The sequence below is a fragment of the Pseudomonas putida genome (assembly GCF_028682175.1).
Classification (GTDB): Bacteria; Pseudomonadota; Gammaproteobacteria; order Pseudomonadales; family Pseudomonadaceae; genus Aquipseudomonas; species Aquipseudomonas putida_AD.
Map to the genome: position 1 here is coordinate 1 of NZ_JANHKS010000053.1, position 23047 is coordinate 23047.

20 protein-coding genes are annotated in these 23047 nt (G+C 63.6%); 3 read left to right on the top strand and 17 right to left on the bottom strand.

The features are described 5' to 3' along the window. Positions 1 to 107: 107 nt before the first annotated feature. From mnmH to NPS29_RS24650, 6 genes are all read right to left on the bottom strand, one after another. Positions 108 to 1208 carry a tRNA 2-selenouridine(34) synthase MnmH gene (gene mnmH / locus NPS29_RS24625; protein ID WP_274135788.1) on the bottom strand — a complete coding sequence of 367 codons (1101 nt, stop codon included), beginning with the start codon at positions 1206 to 1208 and terminating at the stop codon, positions 108 to 110. After that, positions 1208 to 2242, bottom strand: a complete 1035-nt coding sequence (gene selD, locus NPS29_RS24630; RefSeq protein ID WP_274135789.1) for a selenide, water dikinase SelD — start codon at positions 2240 to 2242, stop codon at positions 1208 to 1210. Before selD ends, mnmH begins: the two co-directional genes overlap by 1 nt. A gap of 44 nt (positions 2243 to 2286) precedes the next feature. After that, a complete protein-coding gene (locus tag NPS29_RS24635; RefSeq protein ID WP_274135790.1) occupies positions 2287 to 3429 on the bottom strand; it encodes an MFS transporter in 1143 nt (380 codons plus the stop codon). Positions 3430 to 3582: 153 nt separating this feature from the next. Then, on the bottom strand, positions 3583 to 5652 hold the full coding sequence (treS, locus tag NPS29_RS24640; RefSeq protein WP_274135791.1) for a maltose alpha-D-glucosyltransferase: 2070 nt from the start codon (positions 5650 to 5652) through the stop codon (positions 3583 to 3585). Positions 5653 to 5759: 107 nt separating this feature from the next. Further along, positions 5760 to 6407 carry a LysE family translocator gene (locus tag NPS29_RS24645; RefSeq protein ID WP_274135792.1) on the bottom strand — a complete coding sequence of 216 codons (648 nt, stop codon included), beginning with the start codon at positions 6405 to 6407 and terminating at the stop codon, positions 5760 to 5762. Between the two features lie 216 nt (positions 6408 to 6623). Continuing rightward, entirely contained in the window at positions 6624 to 7064 is a 441-nt protein-coding gene (locus NPS29_RS24650) for a carboxymuconolactone decarboxylase family protein (protein ID WP_274135793.1), read from the bottom strand. 216 nt (positions 7065 to 7280) lie between these two features. Between NPS29_RS24650 and NPS29_RS24655 the strand changes: the two genes are divergently transcribed. Then, positions 7281 to 8714, top strand: coding sequence for a PLP-dependent aminotransferase family protein (locus NPS29_RS24655; protein WP_274135794.1), 1434 nt, complete (start codon positions 7281 to 7283; stop codon positions 8712 to 8714). 12 nt (positions 8715 to 8726) lie between these two features. Here the strand turns inward: NPS29_RS24655 and NPS29_RS24660 are convergent, their stop codons facing one another. Continuing rightward, positions 8727 to 9167, bottom strand: a complete 441-nt coding sequence (locus NPS29_RS24660) for a carboxymuconolactone decarboxylase family protein (RefSeq protein WP_274135795.1) — start codon at positions 9165 to 9167, stop codon at positions 8727 to 8729. 272 nt (positions 9168 to 9439) lie between these two features. On the opposite strand from NPS29_RS24660, the gene NPS29_RS24665 reads away from it, so the two are divergent. Beyond that, complete coding sequence (locus NPS29_RS24665; protein ID WP_274135796.1) at positions 9440 to 11023, top strand: aldehyde dehydrogenase (NADP(+)); 1584 nt, start codon at positions 9440 to 9442, stop codon at positions 11021 to 11023. A 131-nt stretch (positions 11024 to 11154) separates the two neighbouring features. Then, complete coding sequence (locus NPS29_RS24670; protein WP_274135797.1) at positions 11155 to 11496, top strand: FKBP-type peptidyl-prolyl cis-trans isomerase; 342 nt, start codon at positions 11155 to 11157, stop codon at positions 11494 to 11496. 125 nt (positions 11497 to 11621) lie between these two features. On the opposite strand, the gene NPS29_RS24675 is transcribed toward NPS29_RS24670, so the two are convergent. The 10 genes from NPS29_RS24675 to NPS29_RS24720 form a co-directional block, all read right to left on the bottom strand. Further along, complete coding sequence (locus NPS29_RS24675) at positions 11622 to 14009, bottom strand: response regulator (protein ID WP_274135798.1); 2388 nt, start codon at positions 14007 to 14009, stop codon at positions 11622 to 11624. A 77-nt stretch (positions 14010 to 14086) separates the two neighbouring features. Continuing rightward, complete coding sequence (locus tag NPS29_RS24680) at positions 14087 to 14548, bottom strand: response regulator (RefSeq protein ID WP_274135799.1); 462 nt, start codon at positions 14546 to 14548, stop codon at positions 14087 to 14089. A gap of 19 nt (positions 14549 to 14567) precedes the next feature. Further along, on the bottom strand, positions 14568 to 16823 hold the full coding sequence (locus NPS29_RS24685) for an ATP-binding protein (RefSeq protein WP_274135801.1): 2256 nt from the start codon (positions 16821 to 16823) through the stop codon (positions 14568 to 14570). Between the two features lie 162 nt (positions 16824 to 16985). Further along, on the bottom strand, positions 16986 to 18926 hold the full coding sequence (locus NPS29_RS24690) for a response regulator (protein ID WP_274135802.1): 1941 nt from the start codon (positions 18924 to 18926) through the stop codon (positions 16986 to 16988). Then, positions 18916 to 19791 (bottom strand): sensor histidine kinase, encoded by an 876-nt coding sequence (locus NPS29_RS24695; protein WP_274135803.1) that lies wholly within the window; start codon positions 19789 to 19791, stop codon positions 18916 to 18918. The genes NPS29_RS24690 and NPS29_RS24695 overlap by 11 nt, the downstream gene beginning before the upstream one ends. Further along, positions 19784 to 20797, bottom strand: a complete 1014-nt coding sequence (locus NPS29_RS24700) for an ATP-binding protein (RefSeq protein WP_274135805.1) — start codon at positions 20795 to 20797, stop codon at positions 19784 to 19786. Before NPS29_RS24700 ends, NPS29_RS24695 begins: the two co-directional genes overlap by 8 nt. Next, positions 20788 to 21192 carry an anti-sigma regulatory factor gene (locus NPS29_RS24705; protein ID WP_274135806.1) on the bottom strand — a complete coding sequence of 135 codons (405 nt, stop codon included), beginning with the start codon at positions 21190 to 21192 and terminating at the stop codon, positions 20788 to 20790. Before NPS29_RS24705 ends, NPS29_RS24700 begins: the two co-directional genes overlap by 10 nt. Then, positions 21189 to 21551, bottom strand: a complete 363-nt coding sequence (locus tag NPS29_RS24710; protein ID WP_274135807.1) for an STAS domain-containing protein — start codon at positions 21549 to 21551, stop codon at positions 21189 to 21191. Before NPS29_RS24710 ends, NPS29_RS24705 begins: the two co-directional genes overlap by 4 nt. 4 nt (positions 21552 to 21555) lie before the next feature. Next, positions 21556 to 22407, bottom strand: coding sequence for an STAS domain-containing protein (locus NPS29_RS24715; RefSeq protein WP_274135809.1), 852 nt, complete (start codon positions 22405 to 22407; stop codon positions 21556 to 21558). Positions 22408 to 22670: 263 nt separating this feature from the next. Beyond that, on the bottom strand, positions 22671 to 22949 hold the full coding sequence (locus NPS29_RS24720; RefSeq protein WP_274135811.1) for a DUF1652 domain-containing protein: 279 nt from the start codon (positions 22947 to 22949) through the stop codon (positions 22671 to 22673). Between the last annotated feature and the right edge of the window lie 98 nt (positions 22950 to 23047).

The following is a 23047-nucleotide window of genomic DNA, read 5'->3' on the forward strand; positions in this document are numbered from 1 at the left end:
TCTCTTGAGAACGCCCCCGCCGGCAAGCCGTGCTGCTACGAGATTTAGGTTGGGTCAGAACTGATGTATTCGCGAGCAAGCTCGCTCCCACAGGGGTTGGGGGGCTGCTACGTGGCGCGGCGGTGTTGCAGGTACTCCACGATGGCCTGCTGATCGCCGGCGAACTCGATTCGCGGGTGTTTGTTGTCGCGCTGGTAGGCGTACATCGGGTCGTAGTATTCGCCCAGCATGGCGCTGATCCAGGCGCGGTGCTGCTCTACATCCCCACTGCGTTCCTGCTCTTGCAGCGCGCTGTCCATGATCGCCGCCAGCCGCTGGTAGCGCTCGCCACCCAGGCGCCGGGTGATGCTCGCCAGGCTCTGCTTGAGGCGCTCGGCGTACCCCGCAAATCCGCTCTCAAGCCCCTGCACGGCAATGAACTCGGCGCACAGGTCGATCACGTAATCCTTGAGAATCCGCTCGACCCTGCCTTCAAAACTGTCTTCGAGCCACACCATCGGCGCGGCCTGCATGGTGCGGTACAACGCAAGCGGCACGGCGCGGCTGCCGACGATGCGGCCTTCGTCCTCGATCACGAACTGATGCCGGTGCCTTGCGCGCTTCTTGAGAATGTCGATCGAGAGTCGGTTCTCGAAATCGATCTGCCCCGGCTGCGGTGTTGCGTGTTTGCCGAAGCTCGAACCGCGATGGTTGGCGTGACCTTCGAGGTCCAGCCCGTTGTCCAGGCGTTGCAGCACCTCGGTCTTGCCGGTGCCGGTCATGCCACCGATCAGCACGAAATCGCATTCGGCCACAGCCTGTTCGGTAACGCCGATCAAGAAGTTACGCAGCGCCTTGTAGCCACCAATGACCCGCGGGTACTCGATGCCCGCCTCGCCCTTGAGCCACTGCTGGGTGATCTGCGAGCGCAAGCCGCCGCGAAAGCAATACAGAAAGCCCTCGGGATGCCGGCGGGTGAAGTCGGCCCAGGCTTCGATGCGCGCCTGCTTGAGATCGCCGCTGACCAGCTTGTGACCCAGCTCGATGGCCGCCTGCTGCCCTTCCTGTTTGTAGGCAGTGCCGACCTTCTGCCGCTCGCTGTCGTTCATCAGCGGCAGGTTGATCACGCCCGGAAACGCCCCCTTGGTGAACTCGACCGGGGCGCGCACATCCATCATGGGCACGTCGTGCAGGAAGATGTCGCGAAAATGAGCGCTGTTGTCGCGCATCAGAACACCTCGACGGCGAGTCGCTGTCGCTCGATCAGCTCGCCGATGGGCGCAAGGGCCAAGCCCAGTTCTTCGGCCAGCGCCAGGAACGCCGCCTCCTCGGCAGGCTCCACGGCAACCAGCAGGCCACCGCTGGTCTGCGGATCGCATAGCAACAGTTTCTGCGCCTCGCTCAGCGCGCCAATGCGCTCGCCGTAGCTGTCGAAGTTGCGGTGGGTGCCGCCGGGAATGCACTGCTGCTCAATATAGAAATCGACGCTGCCCAGACGCGGCACCGCCGCCGCGTTCAGGCGTGCGGTCAACTGGCTGCCGTCGGCCATTTCCACCAGATGCCCCAACAGGCCGAAACCGGTGACGTCGGTCATCGCGGTGACGCCCGCCAGCCTTGAGAAACGCGCCCCCGGCTTGTTCAGCGTGCACATCACATCGCGGGCAAGGCCTGCGTCTTCGTCGCGCAGCAGACCTTTTTTCTCGGCGGTGGTGAGGATGCCGATGCCCAGGGGCTTGGTCAGGAACAGCTTGCTGCCAACGGTAGCGGTGTCGTTGCGCTTCATGAAGCGTTTTTCCACCAGGCCCGTCACGGCCAGGCCGAAGATCGGCTCGGGTGCATCGATGGAATGGCCGCCCGCCAACGGGATGCCCGCCGCGTCGCACACTGCGCGGCCGCCGCGAATCACTTCGCGGGCAATTTCCGGGGCCAGCACGTTCACCGGCCAGCCGAGAATGGCGATGGCCATCAGCGGATCGCCGCCCATGGCATAGATGTCGCTGATGGCGTTGGTGGCGGCAATGCGGCCGAAATCGAACGGATCGTCGACGATGGGCATGAAGAAATCCGTGGTGGACACCACGCCTTTTTCGTCATCGATGGCATAGACCGCCGCGTCATCGCGCGAGGCATTGCCGACCCACAGGCGCGGGTCGAGGTTTTGCGCGCCGCTGCCGGCCAGGATGGTTTCCAGGACTTTGGGCGAGATCTTGCAGCCGCAACCGGCGCCGTGGCTGTACTGGGTAAGACGAACCGTGTCGTTCATGGGAGCCCCCTGAGTTTCAAGGCGCTGAAGTCTATCAGAGCCGGTCAGCCCCGGGTCATTCGCCGGGCCGTGAGTACCTGCGCGAGCATCAGCGCGCCGACGCACAGCAGCGCCTCGCGCAGGCCGATGAAGTGTGCGGCAAAGCCGATCAGCGCCGGCCCCAGCAAAATGCCGCAGTAGCCGATACCGGTGATGATGGCGATCGCCAGCCCCGCCGGCACGACGGTCTGCGCGCCTGCCACCGAAGCATAGACCGGAAACGTATTGGACAGGCCCAGGCCAATCAGGGCGAAACCGAGCATGAACAGCGGCCAGGGTTGCAGCAGCACCGCCATGGCGAACCCGGCCAGCACCAGCACACCGCCGCCGATCAGCAGTTTCATCGCGCCGAAGCGCTTTCTCAAGGCGTCGCCGCAGAAGCGGCCCGCAGCCATGGTCAGGGAAAACACTGCGTAGGCCGCACCCGCAAGGGCCAGGTCGATCTGGTGGGCACGGTTCAGAAAGACTGCGCTCCAGTCCAGGATCGCGCCTTCGACCAGCAGCGCGATGAAGCACAGCAAGCCAATGCCCACTACGTGCAACGATGGCCAGGCGAAGGGCGCCGACGGATCATCGGCACCGTAGGGCAGCAGGTGCCGCGCATGCCAGGCGAGCATTGCGCCGACCAGCGCCACTACCACCAGCACCGCCACCAGCGGCGATGCACCGCTCCACAGCAACGCGCCCATCAGGGCGGCGCTGACGATACCGCCCAGGCTGAACAGCCCGTGAAACCCGGACATCATGGGCCGCCCGTGGTCCTGCTCGACCATCAGCCCCTGCACGTTCATCGCCACATCGATGCTGCCCAGCCCTGCGCCGAACAACGCCAGCGCCATTGCAAGAGTGACGAACGAATCGAGCGTCGCGAGCAACGGCAGCATCGCGCAGATCAGCACGCCACCAATGATCGCCACGAAGCGGCAGCCCTTGCGCGTGGTCGTCATCCCCGCCAGCGGCATCGCCAGCATCGAGCCCAGGCCGAAGCACAGCAGCAACAGGCCAAGCTGCGCCTCTTCAAGCCCGGCTCGCTCTCGGGCGAACGGCACCAGCGGCGCCCATGCGCCCAAGGACATGCCGGAGAGCAGGAAGGTGAGGCGGTAGCTCCACAGGTGGTTGAGGGTTGGGGTGCGCTGGGCGATGGACAATTTCTGTGGCCTTGCTGTGGAGCTGGGTGAGGACCTGTAGGAGTGAGCTTGCTCGCGATAGCATTATGTCAGTCAATCCATCATCAACTGAAGCACCGCAATCGCGAGCAAGCTCACTCCTACAGGAGCGGGGGTCGCCGTAAATGGGGAACCTTACATCATCGGCGAGACCATGCTCACCACCCGCAATGCCAACCCCTCGTAGGCATCCAGGGTAATGGTGAACTCGCCCTCCTCCGTCAGGTCGCCCTCGACCCGCTCGTTGATGATGTCAACCACCGGCCCCGGGGCGATGCCGGGCAGGTGCAAGGTTTCGACGATGGCCTCCGGACTGAAGTTGAGCGCGGTGATCTGCGTGCCCTTCCCGGCCGGCAGTTCGTGAACCATGATCAGCAGCCCCGGGTGTTCGACGTCCGGGATAAGGATCTGCCGGCTGGCGGCGATGTCGTAGGCGCGGCGCACCGCCAGGATCTTCTTCAACTGCGAGGCAAAGGAATCGGGCAGCTGCAATTGCTCTTCCAGGCTGCCGTACAGCGTCCTGGCCCGTGGCATGCCTCCTGCGGAAACCTGACTGTCGGGGTCCAGGTCCACCAGGTCGTAGGCCCCGCGATGAATCCAGCGGGTGTCGCCATCGCCCATCAGGTGTTCGACCTGCTCGGCCGCCAGCGGCAAGGCACCCACCAGGTCCCAGCCTGATAGCGCGAAAACGCCCGGCTGCATGGCGTTGAACATCACCAGCAGCAGATGGATGTGCTTGACCTGCTGGATGTCGGCCAGAGTAATCGCGTCCAGGTCACGAATCCCCAGCGCGGCAGTGATGATGCTGGCCGTGGTGCAGGACACGCCGTTGGTGACGAACTTGAGGTTGTACGGCGCGTGCTCGCCGGCGAGACGCTCGTACATCTCTTCACGAATGTGCTCGCGCAGGATGTTGCCGGGGAAGGTCTGGCCCATGTACAGGTACTGATCGTGGGCGTGCAGGGTCCAGAAATGCACCAGCTCCAGGGTCAGTTCGTCGTGGTTCTGCAAAGCGTGGATCAGTGATGCCGGGTCGATGCCGAAGTCATGCACCTGGCGCAGCATCAGGCGCAGGAACTCGGTGCGGCCGGTCAGCAGCGCATGCTGGTAGGCAGGCCGCGTGATGAAGTCATAGGACAGGTCCGCGCCGCCGTGGGACATGGCGGCGATGTCGTCGATGGTCAGGTTCAGTTCTTGGAAGCTGAACCCGCCAGCCTTCCGAATCGCTCCCGCCAGCAACTGGTTGCCGGTGATCGCCAGCGGGTGGCTTTCCGACCACGCCGTGCCGTCGGCCTTTCGCTCGACCCCAAGGAAACCGTTGGCGTCCAGGCGCAGCACCCGCGCGCCCATCACGTCGATGGCATGCAGCGCGTCGCCGATGATCATCTGCTGCGCGGCGAAGCTTGGGTCCAGCCAGTTCAGCGATGGCTGGCCTTCCTTGAAATAGTGCAGGTAAACCCAGCGTCGGCTCTTGCCGTCGACCCCGGTGATGACCGGCGTGGCGCTCCAGTCGGTTTCCTTGACGCCGGGCTCGAAAAAGATCACCCGCTGCAACTGGCCGACGATGTAATGCTTGTCGCGCAATATGTCGCACGTGGCGGGCGGCAGGTTTACCGCATCGCGCCCGGCAGGCACATCGGGCAGCAATGGCCAGTCTTCCTCGCGGATTTCCACCATGTGGTAGAGGCCGGGATAATCCTCATAGGCCAGTTCGGCCAAGCGGAAGTCCGCGCCCTTGCCGGTGTGGGACGGAATCACGTCGTCAACGATGACCGCGTTGTGGGCGGCGGCGATGCGGCTGAGGTTGAGAAACTGCGCGTCGGTGCCAAGGTCGCTGTCCACTTCGAAGCTGATGCGGTCGAAGTTGCCGTCGATGCTCGGCGTGCGCTGGCGGCCTTTCAAGCCGCCGGACGCTTTCAGAGGGCCGTTGTGGATGCCCTGGATGCCGATTTCCGAGAGCGCATGCCAGAGCTTTTCATCACCCAGGGCCTCAAGGACCGAGCCGCCTTCGCGGGTGATGATAGAGGCCGGATAGGCAGTGAACCACACCGAAGCGATGGCCGAAGCGTCTCGCGGCCGGGCCTGGGCGTAGGGGCGTTGCCAGAGCCGTCCCTGGCCGCCGTAGAGCTTTGCGCGTTGCTTTGCGGCGTTGAGCATCGACTGCTCAACCAGCCATTCCACGTACTGCTTGTCCGGTGTGGTCATAGGATCTGGGGCTCCGTCTCGATTGGGTCTGCGCCGTTGCTTATGTCTATGAGCCCTCATGGACGTAAACGTTGCATCGAGAACGGATTTGTTGGCAGCCCCGGGCCTTAACCCCGTGCGGCGTTGACGATGAACTCCTGGTACCCCGAGCCGATCACGTAGAGCGCGAAATAGCAGAAGATCGCCGCCGACACCCAGTAGGAATACTTGAGCAGCCGGTCACCCAGCAACCTGCCGCCGTGGCTGGCCGCAAAGCAGATGAACACGCACCAGGCCACGCCTGCGCTGAAGAAGCCGGAAAGAAAGAACGCCGTGCTCAGGCTGCCGTGGCCGCCCGCCCGCGAGATGAGCGTACCGCCGACCGCCGCGAACCAGAGGATGGCCGTCGGCGACGACACTGCCAAAAATACCCCGCGAGAGAACTCGCGCAGGCCGGAGCGATTGTCGGCGTCTTCGGCCAGTGCCAGGTTGTTGTGGCTGCTCAGGGCCGAGATGACCATTTTCACCGCGAAACCGATCAGCAGCACCGAGCCGCCGAGCCAGAGCGCCCAGCGCACCCATTCGTATTGCAGCAGCACGGTCATGCCGGCAAGCGCGAGGATCGCGTAGAACAGATCGCCGAAACAGGTCCCCAGCCCCAGCCAGAAGCCTTGCAGATAGCCGCGTTGCATCGCCAGCGTGATCATTGCGATGTTGGCCACGCCAATGTCCAGGCACAGGGAAAGGCTCAGTAAAAAGCCGCTGGTAAACTCCATGTTGGGTATCCGTCGAGCTGTCGGTGGAAAGAAAGCGCGCAGGATAGCGGGTCCGGCGGGTTTTGCCGACCGGCAAGACGATGAAACCTGCCCGTCTCTGTGGGAGCTGGCTTGCCTGCGAAAGCGTAGGATCAGTGCCATCAGAGTTATCTGGCACACCGCTTTCGCTGGCAAGCCAGCTCCCACAGGGATTGGGGGTGACCCTGGGTGCGACGCTCAGGCCGCCGGTTGCTTGCGAAAGCTGGTGGCCATGCGGTTCCAGCAGTTGATGGTGGCGATGCCCACTGTCAGGTCCACCACTTCCCGTTCGCTGAACTGGGCGCAAAGCCGCTCATAAAGATCCCCCGCCATCACTGGCCGGTCCAGCAAGGTCACCGCATCGCACCAGGCCAGCGCCAGGCGCTCGCGTTCGCTGAACAGCGTCGAGTCCTGCCACACCACCAGGCTGTGCAGGCGCCGGTCGCTTTCGCCGTTCTTGCGCGCTTCGGTGGCGTGCATGTCGGCGCAGAAGGCGCAGTCGTTGAGTTGCGAAACCCGCAGTTTGACCAGTTCCATCAAGGGCTTGTCGACACCCAGGTCGAAGTTCGCCGCCTCAAGCAGCATCAACGCCTTGAGCGCTGCGGGGGATGCGGTGTAATAGTCCAGACGTGGTTGCACGGCGCGGTCCTGAGTGAGTTTCCCGGAGTCTCAATCTAAGCTCGCAGGCAGCCTGTCACCACGCCCAATCCCCCGAATTCGCAGCAGACCAATCGAACAGCCCCGCCAATAGGCCAATCCGGGCTTTTTTCAGTGCGCAGCTATCCCGCCTTCCCGAGCGCTGGCTAGAATTCTCGAGCATGGGCCAACAGAGCCCTGTCTGTTCAGGAGCCGTTCGTGGAACTTCATATTGTCATTCAGGGCCGCAAGGACCTGGCGAACCAGGTGTATGAGCAACTGCGCGACAGCATCGAATCCGGGCGCCTGGCCGCTGGCGTGCAATTGCCGCCCAGCCGCCTGCTGGCCGCGCAACTGGGGCTTTCGCGCAAGACTATTTCCGACACCTACAGCCGCCTGACGTATGAAAACTACCTGGTGGGCAAGATCGGCAGCGGCACCTTCGTCAACACCCTGAGCCGCACCACCCAGCGCCAGCAGATCACATCGGACCTGGCCAGCCTTGCGCTGGTGAAGAAGTGGGCGAACATCTCCCTGCCGCTGCGACACCCCACACTGGAAGGCACCCTGCGCTGCGACTTCATTGGCGGCGCCACCGCCAAGACCCAGTTCCCCCATGACGAATGGCGCCGTTGCACCCAGTACGCCCTGCGCCAGATGTCCCAGGCGCGGGGTTTCTACAGCCAGCCGGAGGGCCTGCCCTCGCTGCGCAGCGCCATTGCCGGGCACATCGCGTTTTCCCGCGGGGTGCGTTGCGTGGCCGAGGATGTGGTGGTGTGCAACGGCGTGCAGCAGGCGCTGGATCTCATCGCCCGGGTTTTGCTGGAACCCGGTTGCACCGTGGCCATGGAAGACCCCGGCTACACCCCGGCGCGTCTGCTGTTCGCAGCCCAGGGCGCCAATGTGGTCGGCGTGCCGCTGGACGCCGAAGGCATCATCGTCGATCAGATCCCCGAAAACGCCCACGCCATCTACGTCACGCCGTCGCACCAGATGCCACTGGGCATGCCCATGAGCGTGGCGCGGCGCGAGGCCCTGCTGGAGAAAGCCCGGCGCATCGGCGCGATCATCATCGAGGACGACTACGACAGCGAATTCCGCTACGAAGGCCGCCCTACCGATTCGCTGCAGAGCATGGATCAGTTCGGCGTGGTCGCCTACGTCGGCACCTTTTCCAAGACCCTGCTGCCCGAACTGCGGCTGGGCTATGCGGTACTGCCCAAGGCGATTCTGGAAGCCGTGATCAAGGCCAAGCAACTGACCGACTGGCACACCAGCACCCTGCCGCAATGGGCGCTGGCCAAATTCATCAGCGAGGGCTTGCTCAACAAGCACATCCGCCGCTGCCACAGCATCTACGCCAGCCGCCGGGACCGCATCCTGGCCCGGTTCGCCGGTGACCTTGCACCCTGGCTCGAAGCGATCCCGTCCACTGCTGGCTTTCACATGGCGGTGATGTTCAAGGTGCCGATCAACCTGCCGCTGCTGATCGAACTGGCGCGCAAGGTGGAAATCGGCCTGTATCCGCTGACCGGCTTCTACAGCGATACACCGCCCCGGGACGGCCTGATTCTGGGATTCGGCGCCATCGAGACGCTGGACATCGACCCGGCCATGGACCGCTTGCGCGATTTGCTGGTGCAGATCAGTTGATGAGGTTGGCGGTCAACCTTCCAGGCGCTGTCCGAAGCTGACCGTCAGGCGGTTCCAGCTATTGACCGTGGAGATCAGCAGCGTCAGGTCTACCCGCTCGCTTTCACTGAAGTGCTCCGACAGCCAGGCATAGTCGCTGTCCGGTGCGTGGGTGTGGGCAATGCGGGTCACCACTTCGGTCCAGCCCAGGGCGGCCCGTTCGCGATCGCTGAACAGCGGCGATTCGCGCCAGACGGCCACCGCATAGAGCTTGCGTTCCGACTCACCCTGCAGGCTCGCCTCATGGGTGAAGCGATCCACCGACCAGGCACAGCCATTGAGCTGCGAGGTCCGCAGCTTGACCAGCGCCGCCAGCGTCGCATCCAGCGGCAAGCGGTTGACCGCCTGCTCCAGCGCCTGCATCGCCTTCATCGCCACGGGCGAGGCTTGGTGATAGTCGATTCGGGATGTCATGGCCAGGTTCGCAATAAGAGTCAGGCTGCCAGCTTATGCCTGCCACGTGGCCTGCCCAATAACCAATACCTTGAAAGATCGGGAAACCAATGCCGCGTCGGTCGCAAGATTCGGACAGCGGTTGCGGGCAGAAAAATGCAGTTGTATGATGACTGTCAACTTTACAATGCCCATCTCGGCATGGTCATTGTCGCCACGCTTGATGCACACTCACCGATTCCCTTTCAGGCCCGCGCCTGATCGATACGATCCAACAATAACAGGAGAAGCAGATGCCTAACGTCCTCGGCCAGAACTTCATCGGCGGCGCCCGCAGCGGCCTCGGCGAAGCGCGCCACAAGAGCCTCGATGCCACCACTGGCGAAGCCCTGCCCTACGCCTTTCACCAGGCCACCGACGGCGAGATCGATGCCGCTGCCCTGGCTGCCAAAGAGGCATTCGGCGAATTCCGTCAGTTGAGCCCTGCCCGTCGCGCCGAGTTCCTTGACGCCATCGCCGACGAACTGGACGCCCTGGGCGATGATTTCGTGGCGCTGGTCTGCCAGGAAACGGCTCTGCCTGCCGGCCGTATCCAGGGTGAACGCGGTCGTACCAGCGGCCAGATGCGTCTGTTCGCCAAGGTACTGCGTCGCGGTGACTTCCTGGGTGCGCGCATCGACCTGGCCCTGCCAGAGCGCAAGCCACTGCCACGGGTTGACCTGCGCCAGCAGCGCCTGGGCGTCGGCCCGGTCGCCGTGTTCGGTGCCAGCAACTTCCCGCTGGCCTTCTCCACCGCCGGTGGTGACACCGCTTCTGCCCTGGCCGCCGGTTGCCCGGTCGTGGTCAAGGCCCATAGCGGCCACATGGCCACGGCCGATCTGGTTGGCCAGGCCATCGTGCGCGCTGCCGAAAAAACCGGCATGCCAAAAGGCGTGTTCAACATGATCTTCGGCAGCGGCGTCGGTGAAGGCCTGGTCAAGCACCCGGCCATCAAGGCTGTCGGCTTCACCGGTTCCCTGCACGGCGGCGACGCCCTGTGCAAACTGGCGGCCGACCGTCCTGAGCCCATCCCGGTGTTCGCCGAGATGTCCAGCATCAACCCGGTGGTTCTGCTGCCAGGTGCGCTGGCAGCCCGTGGCGCAGCCGTTGCTGGCGAGCTGGCGGCGTCGGTGGTCATGGGTGCAGGTCAGTTCTGCACCAACCCGGGCGTTGTGATCGGTATCGCTTCCCCTGCCCTGACCGCATTCACCGAGCAACTCAAGGAGCACATGGGTGGCCAGGCGCCGCAGACCATGCTCAACGAAGGCGGCCTGCGCAGCTACAGCAAAGGCGTACAGAAACTGCTGGCGCACCCGAGCGTCACCCACCTGGCCGGCAAACCGCAGGAAGGCCGTCAGGCTCAGGCGCAGCTGTTCAAGGCTGACGTGAGCATGCTGCTCAACGGCGACGAACTGCTGCAGGAAGAAGTATTCGGCCCGACCACGCTGCTGATCGAAGTGGCCGACGACGCCCAGCTCAAGGCCGCCCTGCAGGCCCTGCGTGGTCAACTGACCGCGACCCTGATCGGTGAAACCGCCGACCTGCAGAAGTACCAGTGGCTGGTGCCGGTGCTGGAAGAGAAAGTTGGCCGTATTCTGGTCAACGGCTACCCTACTGGCGTCGAAGTCTGCGATGCGATGGTCCACGGCGGCCCATACCCGGCGACGTCCGACGCGCGCGGCACCTCTGTCGGCACCCTGGCCATCGACCGTTTCCTGCGCCCGGTGTGCTACCAGAACTACCCGGACAGCCTGCTGCCGGCGGCGCTGCAAAACGCCAACCCGCTGGGCCTCAAGCGCCTGGTCAACGGCGAATGGAGCACCGACGTCATCGCTTGATGAACGTTGTGCGGCGCTGAAATGAAAACGGCGCGTCCTTGACCGGGCGCGCCGTTTTTTCATGGGCGATTGCCAGCGCGGGCAGGCGCCTTTAGCATCGCCGCCTGCTCAAGTTTCCACGGAACCACACCATGAACGACGAACTACAGATCATCGACCTTGAAGAAGGCACCGGCAAGGCGGCGGTCAAGGGCGCGCTGATTACCACGCAATACACCGGCACCCTGGAAGACGGCACCGTGTTCGATTCCTCATGGGAACGGGGCAAGCCGTTCCAGTGCGTGATTGGCACCGGGCGGGTGATCAAGGGCTGGGATCAGGGCCTGATGGGGATGAAAGTCGGCGGCAAACGCAAGCTGCTGGTTCCCGCGCACCTGGCCTACGGCGAACGGTCGATGGGCGCGCACATCAAGCCTCATTCGAACCTGATCTTCGAGATAGAATTGCTGGAAGTGCTGACGCGGGAGGATTGACGCACCTGCGTCGCCCTCAGAATCGCCCCCGCCGGCAAGCCGTGCTGCTACGTTAGTACGTACGACATCAATCCCGTAGCAGCACGGCTTGCCGGCGGGAGCGTTCTTATAGGCGCCATCGCCCTTCAGCTTGCCACACCCACCCGCGCCAACACCCGCGCCAGTTTGCGCGCCAACTCCTCTTCCTTGTACGGCTTCTGCACGATCAATTGCTGGTCGACGTCGAGGATGTCGATGTCGGCGAATCCGGTGATGAACATCACCGGCAATTCAGGGCGATCGCGCTTGAGCAGATCGGACAGTTCGGCGCCGGTCATGTTGGGCATGGCGAAGTCGGTGAGCACAAGATCAATGCCGCTGTCGACTTTCTTCAACGCATCATGGCCGCTATCGGCTTCCACCACCGAGTAGCCCAGGGAGCTGAGCATCATCGAGGTCACCGAGCGCACGTCGGGGTCGTCGTCCACCAGCAGGATGGTGCGGTGCAGGTCGTCGGGCTCGGCGTGGCCGGGCATGTCCGACTGGCTGATGACCGGCACGGCGGTCTGCGCAATGCTCGGCAGGTAGACCTTGATGGTGGTGCCGGCATCCTGGGCGGTGTCGATGCTCACCCCGCCGCCGGACTGCTTGGCGAAACCGAACACCTGGGCCAGCCCCAGCCCTGAGCCCTTGCCCACGGCCTTGGTGGTGAAGAAGGGTTCGAAGGCCTTGGCCAGCACCTCCTCGCTCATGCCGCAGCCCGAATCGCTGACCGACAGCACCACGTAGGCACCCGGATCAGGGTCTTCAGGCCGCTGCGGCAGGCGATAGACGATCTGGTTCCAGGTGCTCAGGCGCAATTGCCCGCCCGATGCCATGGCGTCCCGGGCGTTGATCGCCAAGTTCAGGATGATCATCTCGGTCTGGGTCGGATCGACCAGCGCGCTCCAGAGGTCATCGGCCAGGCTGGTTTCAACCCAGACGCTGCCTCCCAGGGCCCGCCCCAGCAGTTCGCGCATTCCGGCGATGGTGTCGTTGAGGTTCAACGCCACTGGCTCCAGGCGCTGACGCCGGGAGAACGACAATAACTGGCTGGTCAGCTTGGCACCGCGCTCACCGGCCTCGCGAATGTTCTGCAGACGCTGGGGCGATTTGGTGAACACGCCCTTTTCCAGGTCGCGTGTGAGAAAGTTGGCGCTGGTCAGGATCACTGTCAGCAGGTTGTTGAAGTCGTGGGCGACGCCTGCGGTCAGTTGCCCCACTACCTCAAGACGCTGCATCTGCTGCAAGGCCGCCTCGACCCGTTCGCGTTCGCGAATCTGGTCACGCAAACGTTTGTTGGTCGCCGCCAGTTCATCCATCACCGCGCGCTCGCTGGTGATGTCGCGCACTGCGGCGTACATCAGGCCCTCGTCCGGCACGATGGTCCAGGACAGCCAGCGATAGCCGCCCTCGGCATGGCGCATGCGATTGACGAAGCGGGTGGTGACGTTGCCCTCGGCAACACTGGCGGTCTCGCGCAACGTCGCAGCGAGGTCATCCGGGTGAATCAAATCGCACAGCCCCTGTGCCGTGAATCCCGCACGTTTGAAGCCCAGCGTCGCTTCCCAGGCCGGGTTCAGGGCAATCGGCGTCATGTCCAGGCGCAATACGCCCAGCAATTCCCGGGACAGTTCCCAGGTGCGGTCGCGCTCACGGGTGCGCTGTACCACGCGCTCACTGAGGATTTCATTGAGTTGCAGCAGCGCCTGGGAGGTGCGCTTGCGCTCGCTGATGTCCTGCATCACGCCAGTGAAGCGCACGCACTTGCCGTCCTCGAACAGCGAGCGCCCGTTGGAAAACACCCAGCGCTCCTCGGCGCCGTCGGTCACCAGGCGATGCTCGATCTGAAAGCCGGTGTCGGCGGTCAGCGCGGCCATGACCTTGCTCTGCAGCAGGTCGCGGTCGTCGGGATGGCAACGGGAGAACATGAACGCCATGCTGACCTGCGCCTCGGGAGGCAAGTCGTACAGAGTCTTGCAGCGCTCGTCCCAGAACAGGGTTTCGGTACGCGGGTCGTAGGTCCAGACGCCCATGTCCGCCGCTTCGATCGCCAGGTGGGCGCGCACTTCGGCGTCCTGCAGGGTCTGCTCGGCGCGCAGGCGCTTTTCCCGCTCGCGGACTTCGGAGACGGCGCGATTGACCGCCTTGGGCAGCATTTTCAGGTTCTGCTTGAGCACGTAGTCGATGGCGCCCATGCGCATCATCTCGACCGCGTGCTGCTCGCCGAAAATACCGGACAGAAAGATGAAAGGCGTCTGTGGCGACAACCGCAGCGCCGTGTTCAGCACCTCGCCGCCGGACGAGCCCGGTAACAGGTAGTCGCTCAGGATCAGGTCAAAGTCCTGGGCCAGCAACTCGCGCTCCACGTCCTGGTGCGTATACACCAGGGTGGCGTCGATTGTCAGACCGCTGCTTTCCAGGGTCAGCAGCGTCAGTTCGGCGTCGTGCGGGCTGTCTTCGACCAACAGCAGTTTGAGGAGCGGTAGCGGCATGAATAGTCGTCAATAGAGTGAATCGGTCCGTGCCGCCCGGTCTTGCGCAGGCGGCATAGCCCAATCAGGTAAACCGATCAGGACCCCGGACGGCGCGTCAACCGCAGTGAGCCTGGCGGCGGCTCATTGAGAACGGCCCAGAAAACCCCGAGATCGGAGATTGCCGAGACGAATTCCTTGAATTCGACCGGCTTGACCACGTAAGCGTTCACTCCTAAAGAGTAGGCCCGTTGCAGGTCTGGCTCCTCACGCGAGGAGGTCAGCATGACCACCGGAATACTGCGCAGATCGTCACTCTCGCGGATGGCCTTGAGCACTTCGAGCCCGTCGAGTTTGGGCAACTTGAGGTCGAGCAACAGCACCGCCGGGTTGCCTGCCGCACGGTCCTGATGCTGGTTGCGTCGGAACAGGTAATCCAGCGCCTCGGCACCGTCACGCAGAACGATCACTTCATTGGCAAGCTGGCTGCGCTCGAGGGCTACCAGGGTCAGCTCCAGGTCGTTGGGGTTGTCTTCGACCAGAAGAATGGGTTTGAGCATTGGGCGTCTCCTTAGACACTCAAAGGGATACAGTCAGGCTGCGCTTGGGCAGCGATACATAAAAAGTGGCGCCCTGGCCGGGCTCACTGTGGGCCCAGACCGTGCCGTCATGGCGCTCGATGATCCGCCGCACGCTGGCCAGGCCGATGCCGGTGCCTTCGAACTCTTCCATGCGGTGCAGGCGCTGGAACACGCCGAACAGCTTGCTGGCGTACTGCATGTCGAAACCCACGCCATTGTCGCGGATGTACAGCACCACCTGGCCGTCTTCCTCGTAGCTGCCGACCTCGATCAGGGCCGCGGACTCATTGCGGCTGTACTTGATGGCGTTGGACAGCAGGTTGCGCATCGCCAGGTGCAGGAACGCGGCATCGGCGATCACCACGGGCAAGGGCTCGGGAATGCTCCAGGTCAGGTTGCGGCCTTCGTAGTCGGGCTGCATCTCCCGGCGGATCGCATCGACCATCGCGTTGAGGTCGACTTGCGAGTAGCGCATGGCCGAACGGCCCATCTGCGAGAAGCTCAGCAGGTTGTCCACCAGAGTGCCGGCAAAGCGCGCCGACTCGCCGATGTTTTCCAGAAAGCGCACGCCACGGTCGGAGAGCTTGCTGCCTTCGATATCACCCAGCAACTCAGCGTAGCCTGCAATGTGCCGCAGGGGCGCACGCAGATCATGGGACACGCTGTAGGAGAAGGCTTCAAGCTCCTTGTTGGATTTCTCCAGTTCTTCGGCCAGTGCGGCCATTTCCTCAGCCTTGCGCAGCACGATACCCAGCACCGCCGCGCGCATTTCGACCACGCCTTCGGTGTCCAGTTCGTCCCAGGGGCGCGAGAAGCCGCGCACGGTCTCCTGCCACAGGGCGAAGCTGTGACGGGGGCTCAAGGTGCCTGAATCATCGACGGATTTTTCAGGCTTGCCGGCCCAGTTCACGACCCGGGTCTGCTCGGGACGGAACCAGATGATGTAGTTCGAATGCAGCTCGGAAATCGCCATCGCCAGCACGCCGCTGACCGACTGGCTCAGTTGCGGCAACTGCGGGATGTCGCGGCCAACGTTGTCGGACTGGAACACCTCGTGGGAGTCACGCTCGCTCAACCATTGGGTCAGGGCCTTGATCTGCTCGCGGTCGGGCGTGTCGCCGTAGACATCCAGCGTTGATTCGGAAATCACCGCCGCCCCGGTTGCACCCACGAACGCCAGCAGCACGTCGGGCATCGAACGCAGGCCGCCGATCACGCTGTCCAGGTCAGCCATCGCCGCCAGCATCTGCACGATCTGCCGGCGCAGGCTCAACATGCGCTGGGTCTTGGCCTGGGCTTCCTTGGTTTCGATCTGCAGGGACAGCACACTGCCCAGCAATTCGCAGGCGGTGCGGGTCTGGAAACTGACCGAACGCGGCAATGCGTGATGGCAGGAGATCAGCCCCCACAACTGCCCGCGCACCACGATGGAAATCGACATCGACGCCAACGTTTGCATGTTGCGCATGTACTGGAGGTGGACCGGCGATACGCTGCGCAGGGTCGCGAAACTGAGGTCCAGCGGCGCCCCCGTGACAGGGTTGTGCAGCGGCACCAGTGGCGATGCCTGGTAGTTGGCGTCTTCGATGACCCGAATCCGGTTGGCCACGTAGAGGGCGCGTGCCTGGGCTGGAATGTCGGTGGCCGGAAAGCTCAGGCCCAGGTAGCTCGGGTAATCCGCATCGGCGAGTTCGGCGTTGACCAGGCCGTTACCCTCGCCATCGAACCGATAGGCCTTGACCCGGCCAAATCCCGTGATGCGCTTGACCTGCGCCACCGACCGCTGACAGAGCTGGTCGATGCTTTCGGCCTCGTTCATCTGGCTGATGAAGGTGCGCATCAGCGGGTAGACATTGCCGTAGGCCGAGGTCATGTCCCCTGAAGGCTCGAACTCGGCGATCAGTACCCGGTCGTGCCGGTGCGCCATCATCGCAACCGGCTGGCCAGCGCGGCCGCCGCTGCGAAACTTCACATCGCCGACATGAAACGGATTCTGGTCATCGTCATGCAGTGCGGCCAGGCGTTCGAGCAAGTGCTCGCAATCCTCGAACACGTCGGCAAGGCCGGCGCCGATCAAAGCCTGCGGCTCAAGCCCCAGCCAGGTCATGACGTTGGCGCTGACCTGGGCGACGGTCATGCTCGCTTCGTCGATGACCAGCAGAAAACCTTGCGGCTGGATGCTGCCGGGAATCTGGATGGGCTCACGGGCGCAGTTGTCGATTGCGCTTTGGTGAAGTTCCTGGCTAAGGGTCAAAACGGGGTCTCCTTCACCATCCGGCTCGCCTCGGGGGCGATCGCCAACGGTGGGTGCCTTTGCGTGGGCACAGAATAAATTGGCGCAAACAGTATCAAATATCACACATGGGTGGTTGGTCGAAAACGTCGCAGCAACGCCTGCGACATGAATCCTGGCCGGTCAGGCGTCCAGTACCGCCCTGATTTTGTCGAGCAACTCCACCATCTGAAACGGCTTGATGATCATGTCCATGCCCTCCCCTAGAAAATCCTGGCGGTTCACGGCGTTTTCCGCGTAACCGGTCATGAACAGCACCGGTACGTCGGGTCGCCAGGTGCGCATCTGTTGCGCCAGCTCACGACCATTCATCAACGGCATGCCGACATCGGTGAGCAGCAGATCCACCGTCGGATCATTCTCCAGCATCGCCAGCGCGGTCTTGACATCGCCCACCTGGGTGCAGCGATAACCTGCGTCAGTCAGCACCTCGTTGACGAACATGCGCACCGATTCAGTGTCCTCGACTATAAGGACATGTTCGCCTGCGCCAAGTTCGGCAGGCTTCGCACTCGCTGGCGCGACAGCCGTCTGGTCTGCGGCTGCGGGCAGCATCAGCGTCACTTCCGTACCATGACCGATCACGCTGCGGATCTGCACATCGCCCCGGGACTGGCGGGCAAAGCCGTAGATGGTCGATAGCCCCAGGCCAGTGCCCTCGCCCAGGGGCTTGGTGGTGAAGAACGGGTCGAACACCTTGTCGATCAACTGGTGCTCGATGCCCACGCCGTCGTCGCGCACCGTCAATGCGATGTAAGGGCCATCCGGCAGGCGGGAGTTGCCCTGGGAGTACGCCTCGAAGGTGCTGATCCAGACATTGCCGCCCTCGGGCAGCGCGTCCCGGGCGTTGATCGCAAGGTTGAGCACCGCGCTTTCCAGCTGGCTGGCATCGACCATGGCCACGGCGCTGCGGGAGGTGAGCTCCAGGGTCAGCGCGATGCGCTTGCCGATGGTGCGGCTGAGCAGGTCTTCCAGGGAACGCACATGCTGGTTGACGTCGGTTGGTCGCGTATCCAGGGGTTGTTGCCGGGCGAATGCCAGTAGCCGATGGGTCAGCGCGGCTGCGCTCTTGGCCGACGCCAGGGCCGCATCGGCGTAACCGAGCACCTTCTCGGTTCGACCGTCAGCCGTGCGCTTCTTGATCAGCTCGAGGCCGGTGACGATGCCGGTCAGCAGGTTGTTGAAGTCGTGGGCAATGCCGCCTGTGAGCTTGCCGATGGCGTCCATTTTCTGCGCCTGCAGCAATTGCGCCTCGGTGCGCGCGTGCTCGGCGACCTTCTGCGCCAACTGGCTGTTGACGCTGTCCAGTTGCTGGCGATGGGATTCTTCCCGGCGCCGATGCTCGGTCACGTCCTCGACAAACACCAGGCTCAGGCCCGGAACCCTGTAGGGCGAAACCTGCCATTCGGTCTCCCGCAACTCGCCGCGAACCCGCATGGTCAGCGTGCCCTTCCAGCGTTCCTCGGCCTTGAGCGCGTCGCGCAGGCCGGCAATGGCGTGATCCTGATCGTCGCTGAAACAGGCTGGCAGCGCGCCTGTGGCCGCACCCTGGGCGATCAGCCGGGCGAAGGCGTGATTGCATTCATGAACGCTGAGCTCGCCGTCCATCACGGCAATGGGCGCAGACACGTTGACGAAAATCTCGCGAAAGCGGTTTTCGCTGTCACGCAGGGCAAATTCGGTGTCACGCACCCGCAACAGCGTGCGCAGGGTCGCCAGCAGCACATCAGGGTCCACCGGATGCACCAGATAGGCATCGGCGCCCGCTTCGAGGCCGGTGATGATATCGCCGGTCTGGATCGACGCCGCCGATACGTGGACCACCGGCAGCAACGCCGTGCGCGGTTCGGCCCGCAGTTGGCGCACGATGTCGAAGCCGCTCATGTCCGGCAGGTTGACGTCCAGGATCAGCGCATCGGGAATCTGCTCGGCGATCATTGCCAGGCCATCGGTGCCCGTGCCCGCTTCCAGGACGCAGAAGCCCTGGCGCTCCATGCGCCGGCGCAAGGCATAGCGGGTGGCAACGTTGTCATCGACGATCAGCAGGCGCGTGTCAGCTTTCATCGACGTTATCCTCGGCCAGCGCCAGGGCAATCACCACATAGAAGGTGGACCCCACGCCAGGCTGGCTTTCCAGCCCCACCCGCCCGCCAAGCAGTTCGGCGAAGCGCTTGCACAGCGACAGGCCCAGCCCGGTGCCCCGCAGGCGCTTCTGCAGCGGCGAATCGACTTGGGTGAAATCCTCGAACAACGCCCCGTGCAGTTCCTGCGCAATGCCGATCCCGGTATCGCTGACCGCGAAGCGAATTTCCTTGTCGCCCTCAAGCCGGGCCGAGACCCGCACCTCACCGCGCTGGGTGAACTTCAGGGCATTGGAGATGAAGTTGCGCAGGATCTGCGCCAGCTTCTTGTCATCGGTATACAGCCGCGGAAGGCCCACAGGCTCTTCGAAGATCAGGTCCACCGCCGAGGTATCGACGATGGGGCGGAACATGCCACGCAGCGCCGAGAACAGGTCGAACATGTCGAACCAGGCCGGCGAAATGGTGATGCGCCCTGCCTCGATCTTCGCAAGGTCCAGCAGGTCATCGACCATTTCGCTCAGCTCGCGCGCGGCGGTGCTGACGAAATCCACCTGCTTGTGCTGTTCGGGGCTCAGCGGGCCGTCCAGTTCGTCGCGCAGCAGGCTGGCGATGCTCAGGATCGAACCCAGTGGCGTGCGGAACTCGTGACTCATGTAGGAAAGGAAGCGGCTCTTGAGGTCCGAGGCCTGGCGCAGCTGTTCTGCCTGCATGTCCAGTTCGGCATACAGCGCCAGTACGCCCTGGTTGGTTTCGTCCAGTTCGGCGCGAAGCGCAGCGGCCTCGTCACGCAGTTGACGAAGCTCGTCCGATTCCTCAAGGGTTTCGTGGGCAGGGTGGTCAGTCATCAAGCTTCTCCAGCGCCAATACCAGTACGGTCACGTCATCCCTGCCCCGACAATAATCGCGGTGCAACACCGCCGCGATGATAGCCGGATGCCGATACATCAGGCCCGGATAGTCATGCAGATTCCAGCGCGATTGCAGGCCATCGCTGTACATCACCAGCAGTTGTCCTGCGCATTGAGCGTAGTCCACGGCCAGCACCTTCCGGTACTGCAAACCGACGATGCCGGGATGGGACGCCATGCCGCGCATCTTGCCTTCAGAGACCAGCGCCGCGCCAATGTTCCCGATGCCGACGAAGCGCACCCGTTCATCCCGGCCTTCGAAGCGGGCGATAGCCACCGCGCCGCCGCGAGTGCCGCGCATGTCATGGTGAATGTCTTCGAGCAACATCACCGGGTCCGCAAAGGGTTCGCGAGCGAAGGCTGCAGCGCCAGCCCTGGCCGCCGTTTCAGCTTCCGGGCCATGGCCCAGGCCATCGATCATCAGCACGCTGACGCTCTGGCCGCTGACTGCGACTTCCCAGGCATCGCCGCAGGCCGGGTCATCGTGCAGCGAGTGCTGGCTGATGCCCACGCGCAAGTCCGTGAAGGCTGCCGTGCGCGGATAGAACCGGGTCAGCAGCACCGTGCCGCGGCTGTCGCTGTGCACGTCGAACACCTGGGCCTGACGCAACATCGCGCCCAGCCCGATGCCCTGGGTACCGCGGGTCGAGACGCCATCGGGCATGCAGACGTGGACGTCGAACCCCTGCCCCCGGTCGATCGCGATCACTTCGATGCCGGGCACTGCGGCGGGCAACGCACGCAGGTGCAGCTCACCCAGGGTGGCGTGCTTGAGGATGTTGCTGGCAAGCTCGGTGACCACCAGCGCCACGCGGCCAGAATCGACCGCATCGAACCCCAGTTGCTCGGCGAGCTTCTGGGTGGTGCGCCGGGCGTGGCCGACCTGGCTGGCGTCCTCGATGTTCAGCACCTGGGTCAGGCTGCTGTGCAGTTTCAGGTCCATTTGCAGATCGTCACGCGTGTCCCTGCGCCAGGCGCTGTGTCCAGTTCGAAGTCATCGACCAGCCGTTTGGCGCCGGTCAGGCCCAGGCCCAGCCCGCTGCCGGAGGTCCAGCCGTCGGTCATCGCCAGCTTGATATCGGGAATGCCAGGGCCTTCGTCGCGAAACGTCAGCCGCAGACCCGCCCGGCTACCGTCCTCGACGATCTGCCAGTCCATGTCACCGCCGCCGCCATAGACCATGGTGTTGCGCGCCAGCTCGCTGACGGCGGTCACCAGCTTGGTCAGGTCGATCAGGCGCATACCGCACTCCTGCGCCAGTTTGCGCGCCAGTTGCCGCGCCAGCACAACGTCCTGCTCGGCATGGATGGCCTGGGTGCCGCTGCTGCGCACGTTCATTGTGAATACGTCCGCTCACGCAACAGCGTCATGCCCCGCTCGACGTTCAGCGCCGTACTGACACCGGGCAGCGTCATGCCCAGTTCCACCAGGGTGATGGCCACCGCTGGCTGCATGCCGACCAATACGGTTTCGGCGTCCATGATCCGCGACAGGCCCGAGATCATCCCGATCATGCGGCCGATGAAAGAGTCGACCATGTCCAGCGCCGAGATATCGATCAGCACGCCACGGGCGGATGTCCGGCTGATGCGCTCGGACAGGTCGTCCTGCAGTTGCAGGGCGAGTTGGTCGTGCATGTCGACCTGAATGGTCACCAGCAGAAAGTCACCCATCTGCAGAATCGGAATGCGTTCCATGGACCTACACCGCCTTGGTGACGGTCAGGCCCAGGCGGCGCAACGCAAGCGCCAGGGCGTCGGCCAGGTTGGCTTTGGTGACCACGCCTTGCAGGTCCAGCCCCAGGTGCACGATGGTCTGGGCGATCTGCGGACGCACGCCGCTGATGATGCAATCGGCGCCCATCAGGCGAATGGCGGTCACGGTCTTGAGCAGGTGCTGGGCCACCAGGGTGTCAACGGTGGGCACGCCGGTGATGTCGATGATGGCGATTTCCGAACCGGTGTCGACGATGCGCTGCAACAGCGACTCCATCACCACCTGGGTGCGTTGCGAATCCAGGGTGCCGATCATCGGCAGCGCCAGCACGCCGTCCCACAGCTTGACCACCGGGGTGGACAGTTCCAGCAGTTCTTCCTGCTGGCGCTTGATCACGCCCTCGCGGGATTTCTGGTAGATGCGGATGGTGTGCATCGCCAGCAGGTCCAGCAGTTGGGAGATTTCCCAGGTCTGTTCGGCGAGCGCCTGTGGCTGGCCGGCGAAGGCCTCTTGCAGCACCGCGAACAGCGGGCCTTTGAGGGCAAAGATGAAGTGCGCGGTCTGCTGCGAATCCTGGCCTGCGAGGGCGCGCTGATGGGAGAGCTTTTCCAGGAACAGTCGGGTCTCGTCCCATTCGGCAGCGGTAATGCCCTGCGGCGCGCCGCGTTCGAGCGCTACCATCAGCAGATCGAGAAACTCGCCGGTTTGCTGCTTGACGTCATCACCCTTGAGGTTGCGCATGGCACCGCTGGCTTCAAGATCGGCCAGCCAGCGTGCAGACAACTGAGCTTCGGCACGTTTGAGGGAATCGACGGTGGTTTGTTGCAGTGCTGCCATGGCGTAGCTCCTGAGAATGGGCGCGACTTCTTGTCGGGCACAGCGCCCGATGACAAACAAACATAGGAGAAGAACATCGTCAGCGGATCGGTTTTTCAAAACCGTGCGCTAACTCCTTAAAGACAAAGCATTTTTAGTGCTGCGAATAAAGCGAAGGGAATACGCCGCTGCCTGGTTGGTGTCAAGGTAACATCACCCAGCGCCAAAGGTTCCATTACCTGATACGAATTTGAACGATTTTCTGCATGCCTTGAAATCCGCGCTTACCCGGCGCGGCCAAAAGCGTTCAGGGAAAGGGGTTCGGCACCGAAGGGTGTGGCGCAGGTGCGCAAGTCATAACGCAGCTCGGCGATGAGGTCGGCGACCGCACGAATGGTGGTCAGGTTGGCGATGGACAGCTCCTCGACCCGCATGGCCACCCTGCCGGTGTCGGGGTCAAAGATCTTCACCATCAAGGCGCCGCCGGGCATGACCGTGCATTCGCATGCCAGGGGCAGGAAAGCACTCTCCAGCGTCCTGCGCAGTTCCGGAGTAAACAACATCGCATCACCTCCTTGTGGGTTCAGGCAGGCGCCAGCTTTCCCTGCGCGCCGAGACCGAAAACTCAGTGTAGCCGGGCTTTGCGGGGGCAACCGGCGGC